The following is a 4716-nucleotide window of genomic DNA, read 5'->3' as shown; positions in this document are numbered from 1 at the left end:
GGATATGGCTGCTGATGGCCGGCGCTCTGCGGCCTAGCCGGGCCTGAACAAACGACCGGAGCTGGGGGACTGAAAGGCAGGCGTGAACGACCGCAAATGAGTCTTGCTGGCCAGTTAGTTTAACCAGTCCAGTTGCGACGATCAATTCGGAGGTATGGGTTTAACGGTGCAAAGGGGCAACCACGACGTTGCACGCGCTCAACCCTGGTCGGAAGAAAACGGTCGATCTAAAGAGATCGCTTTGCATTATCGCCTAGGGCGGTTTCCTTTCGGTCTGGGTCATAGCCACACGGGCTGAAGTAGTTGGCGCATTCCTCCGGCTGGAAGAGGTCGACCAGCTTGCCGATGGGTCGCCACAGCCCGGATACGGCGCGCTCGCCTGCTTTGCGGAGCATGGCCTTGAGGCGGGCGAAGGCCTTCTCGATCGGGTTGAAGTCGGGACTGTAGGGCGGGAGGAACAGCAGGCGGGCACCAGCGGCTTCGATCAGCGTGCGGACGCCGGCTCGCTTGTGGCTCGACAGGTTGTCCATGATCACCACGTCGCCGCGTCTGAGGTCGGGCACGAGCACCTGGCCGACATAGGCCTCGAACCAGTCACCGTTGATCGGGCCGTCGAGCACCATCGGTGCCACCATGCCGGTCATGCGCAGGCCTGCAACCAGCGTGGTCGTCTTGCGATGGCCGTGCGGGTGGCCCATCCGCAGCCGCTCGCCTCGCCGGCAGCGGCCGTGGCTGCGGGTCATGTTGGTCGCCGTCCAGGTCTTGTCGATGAACACCAGCCGCGCGGGATCGAGGTCGAGTTGGCCGTCGAGCCACTCCTCCCGGCGCTTCAGGACGTCGGCGCGGTCCTGCTCGACCGCGTGCCCGGTCTTTTTTTTCGAGTGATCCCATGCCGGGCGAAGAAGCGGTGCAGCGTCGAGATCGCCACCGTCACACCTGCTTGGCTAAGCTCGCGGCGCGGCTCATCCAGCGTGATGTCGCGGCGAGACCCGTACAGTGCCAGTACCACAACCTGGTGCGCCTCGATTTGGCGCGACCGAGTGTCCCCGCCCTGCGGCTTGGCGGCATAGCCGCCCGTGCTGCGGCGCTGATCGTGCCATCGGACAACCGTCGCGGCCGCCACGCCGAACCGCGTCGCCGCGGCCCGGCAACTCATCCCCTTATCAACCGCGGCCAGCGCTCGCGATCGCAGGTCCATCGACAACGGCTTGCCCATCCAAGCCGGGCTCCATCCGGCCGGCACCCTGAATCAGATCGGCGCGTCCGTGGGAATCTCCTTCGACCCACACCGGGCAGAAACCGCTCTAAGGACTGCCATTCCGCTGGCTGACCTCGCGTGCTTTGGCGGGTCGACCACGGCAGGCACCATGTCTCTGCCGATCGGACGGTCGGAGGTTTATTGGAGCGATTGTCTGGATGTGGAAAGTCAGTGGCGAAAGGAACTTGATGGCCGCAAGCTTATCTGAGAGCTGGGCTTCCTCATCGTAGGAAAGCTCCGTCTCGATTTCGCCTTCGTGGCTCAAGATATCGCACCGGACGCTGTCGGGAACTTCACCCTTCGACATAGACGATGCAGCACCCCGGAAGCTGTGGACGTCCTTGTCACGTCAGGCGCCGCCAATGCGATGTCGCCAGCTTGTGCCATCAGGAAACGCCCAGGTTCGAAGCTTGCTAAGAATGCTCTTGAAGAACGTGCTCGCAAAGCTTCTCGAGCCAAGCGGGTTCATTTCCAGGAAAAGGAAGCTGTGTTCCGCGGACTCTATTTGCCGCACGTGCTCAGTGCAATCTAGACGGATCAGCTCCGGATCAAGAGGTGACTTGCAGATAGACTGTACATTCTTGAGCGCGCACTTCTTGGTAAAATCCGCCTGCAAATAGGGGATCGGCTCGTGTTCGTGCATGTCCGACAAGGAGAGGCCGATAAGTTCAGAGCTGCAACCATCATAGAGCGGCAGCATTAGCGGCAGCCAGTACCATGCATCGTGAAAGATCTCGGAGCCAGGGAGGAGCCGGTCATCTAAGCTCGCCGAGCCGGACCAGACAGGAGCCGACAGCAGCTTCGCAATCTCCTATACCGTCCAGTTCGCCCGCTTCTCATGATTGAGCTTGCGTTGCTGTCTGGCCTTCTTTCCAAGACCTTTCCGCGCTTCGGCGAACGTGATCGCTTCTGCCGGCTTATGTCCACCGCCCCGCTCGCTGCCCGCAAATCTTAGAACCTGTTCGATCCAGGTGGTGTGCTTGTTGATCGTCGCTTGTGAAATACCGATGTTTTCCTTCGGCAGCCCCGCTGCACGCTCGATGCTGGCCACCAGCCACGTTCTTGCTCGTCTCTCGTGCGGCCCCAACGACTGGGCAGGGCGCGGCACAGATTCGTGAACGCCAGCACATGAGCCTCGATGACATCCTCCACATACGCCTGACTGCCGCACGCATGGTCGAACAGCATCGCGGCCGTGCGCACCTGAGTGCTCGTTGTAATGGCCCACCCACCTTCGGCTGCAAACGCTGCGGTGCATTCCTCCGCAGCGTCAGTCAGAAGCTTCTTGGAGGCGCTTGAGCAAGAAAGTGAAGCAGGTAATTCACATGATATTTTCGAACTTGATGTCTCTAGTCTTCCAACTCGAGGTCAGCTTCTCCGGCTACCGATACCCTTTCATGCTCATGAAGGAAGCCGGCCGCGGGACCTCGAACGTCACGCTGCACCATCTCGAACGCAAGTGATCCATCATCGGCGAGGGCATCATCAACCCACGACCTGAGGTCGCCCATGTCGACACTTAAGCGCGCGGTTGCTTCCTGACAGGCGACAGCACGACCTGCGCACACCATTCGCTCCACGCAATCGAAATTGCTTGGCGTTCGCGCGATGCCGAACGCCTCGGCGCAAGCTTAAAGCTGTCGGCCGGATACCGCGTCGCCGTTCCGGTAAGCAGATAAGGTTTCAGCTACGGCTTTGGCATCAGCGGGAGCCCAGCCATTTTCAAAAAATTGCGCATGCTCGTCCGGCGTCCGGCGCGCGCTGTGTCCCTCCCGAGCTAGAAATTTCCATGCCTTGGCATGAATGCTGTTCATCCTGGCGTGCTCCCCGGACGATATCGCACTTCCGACCTGATTCTTCAGGACGCGATCGAGCTGCCAACGCATCGCATCGCTGAAGACCTTCTTCAGCTACGCTGGGGTCAGTGCTGTGCCGATTTCACCGTATGCCACGCGCAGGATCTCTAGCTCCGCTCCCAATCAAGCGGCGATACCGGTCGCGCGTTGATAATTTCCTGCACTGAGCGGCAACGATAGCGGAACGACGTGTCCGCTGATCGTGATCTTCCTTCGCCAATAATATCTACCGCCTCGCAGGCGGAGATTGGGTGAAGGCATGCTAATCGCCTGATGGGTACAGCGATGGGTACAAGCATCCCCAACCGCCGAGTGGGCGACGTCGAATCAGCTACTTACCGGTAAGTGGTCGGGGAGACAGGATTCGAACCTGCGACCCCCTGGTCCCAAACCAGGTGCGCTACCAGCCTGCGCCACTCCCCGGCACCATGCGGACGCGCATAGCGAAGCTAAGCACGTCGCGCAACGTGCCCGGCCGGCGTGACGCGGTTACGACCGACGACGCGCTCTTGCCGCGGCGCTCTCACATGAACTCGGTGGGCCCGGCAGGACTCGAACCCGCAACCTAGCCGTTATGAGCGGCCAGCTCTAACCATTGAGCTACAGGCCCACGCCTGCGCGGGTTAGCCGAGATCGCCCGACGAAAAAAGGGCGCTCCCACCAAAGCGGAAGCGCCCTCGATTGCGGTACGACACGGGCTTTATAAATTCTGCGCCGCGTCCTCCGCCACGTCGCGGACGTTGTCCGCCTCGGCCGCGAGATTCGCCGAAGCGCCCTCGATAGCCGCCGCGGCGTCCGCGTTCGCGGCGTCCTCCGCCAACGCCTCCATATTGTCTGCCTGGGCTTCCAGGTCGTCGGCCAGCATGTCGGCGTTCACCTGCACCGCGGTCGCCTCGGGCGACCGGGAGCAGGCGGCGAGCGGCAGCAGGCCGATCGCGAGCAGGAGGGGACGCTTCATCGTACCGGTCGACCGATCAGTTGACGTCGGTCTCGTTGTCGGCGGCGTCCTCGGCATTGTCCGCCTTCATCTGCATATTCTCCGACGCGTTCTCGAGCGCGGCTTCGGCGTTCTCGGTCGGCGCGGCCTCGGCGGCGTCCTCGAGGTTGTCGGCCTGCGCCTGGAGGTTGTCGGCAACGGCCTCGCCCACGGCTTCGTTGCGCTCGGCCTGCTCGGAATTGCAGGCGGCGAGCGACAGCAGGCCGGTAGCGGCGACGGCGAGTACGAACTTCTTCATGGATAAACTCCCAGATACATCGCCCGGCGACCCCCGGTCGCCGACGAGGCGTTCTGAATACCCGATCAAATTAGTAGGTCAATAGCAATTGCCTTCATTTCGCCGCATTTCATCTAGCGAGGAGTGACCGGTCCGAGCTCCTCCGGCGCATAGGCGACCACGGCCAGCATCGCCGTCCAGGCCGCGACGTTCTGGCGCATTTGTTCCGGATCGACGCGCTCCAGCGTATCGTCGGGGGTGTGATGGATGTCGAAATACCGCGTGCCCGACTGGTTCAGGTCAACCGCGCCCACGCCCAGCTTGAACATCGGCCCGACATCCGCGCCGTCGCCCGCCACCGCCGTCCCGCGCGGGATGCCGAGCGGGG

Annotated in this window: 6 protein-coding genes, 2 tRNA genes and 1 pseudogene; all 9 read right to left on the bottom strand. The window is 62.1% G+C overall.

Annotation, left to right across the window (positions count from 1 at the left end):
• Positions 1-227: 227 nt before the first annotated feature.
• A protein-coding gene (locus tag ACFE7F_RS15500; protein ID WP_375404748.1) for an IS630 family transposase occupies positions 228-1216 on the bottom strand; the annotation gives its coding sequence in 2 pieces (ribosomal slippage) (positions 228-880 and positions 880-1216; 990 coding nt in all).
• A 391-nt stretch (positions 1217-1607) separates the two neighbouring features.
• Positions 1608-1958, bottom strand: a complete 351-nt coding sequence (locus tag ACFE7F_RS15495) for a hypothetical protein (protein WP_375404747.1) — start codon at positions 1956-1958, stop codon at positions 1608-1610.
• Between the two features lie 111 nt (positions 1959-2069).
• On the bottom strand, positions 2070-2309 hold the full coding sequence (locus ACFE7F_RS15490; RefSeq protein ID WP_375404746.1) for a hypothetical protein: 240 nt from the start codon (positions 2307-2309) through the stop codon (positions 2070-2072).
• Positions 2310-2889: 580 nt separating this feature from the next.
• Positions 2890-3144, bottom strand: a complete 255-nt coding sequence (locus ACFE7F_RS15485; RefSeq protein WP_375404745.1) for a hypothetical protein — start codon at positions 3142-3144, stop codon at positions 2890-2892.
• A gap of 316 nt (positions 3145-3460) precedes the next feature.
• Positions 3461-3537, bottom strand: a tRNA-Pro gene (locus ACFE7F_RS15480).
• 114 nt (positions 3538-3651) lie between these two features.
• Positions 3652-3724: transfer RNA gene (locus tag ACFE7F_RS15475), tRNA-Ile, on the bottom strand.
• Positions 3725-3814: 90 nt separating this feature from the next.
• Complete coding sequence (locus ACFE7F_RS15470; protein WP_375404744.1) at positions 3815-4072, bottom strand: hypothetical protein; 258 nt, start codon at positions 4070-4072, stop codon at positions 3815-3817.
• A gap of 16 nt (positions 4073-4088) precedes the next feature.
• Positions 4089-4349: a hypothetical protein gene (locus tag ACFE7F_RS15465; protein ID WP_375404743.1), complete on the bottom strand. Its 261-nt coding sequence runs from the start codon at positions 4347-4349 to the stop codon at positions 4089-4091.
• Between the two features lie 113 nt (positions 4350-4462).
• Positions 4463-4716, bottom strand: a pseudogene (locus ACFE7F_RS15460) (peptidase M28 family protein); the annotation flags it as partial.

The organism is uncultured Sphingomonas sp. (assembly GCF_964235535.1).
In the GTDB taxonomy this organism is placed as follows: Bacteria; Pseudomonadota; Alphaproteobacteria; order Sphingomonadales; family Sphingomonadaceae; genus Sphingomonas.
This window is presented reverse-complemented; position numbering and strand designations above follow the sequence as displayed.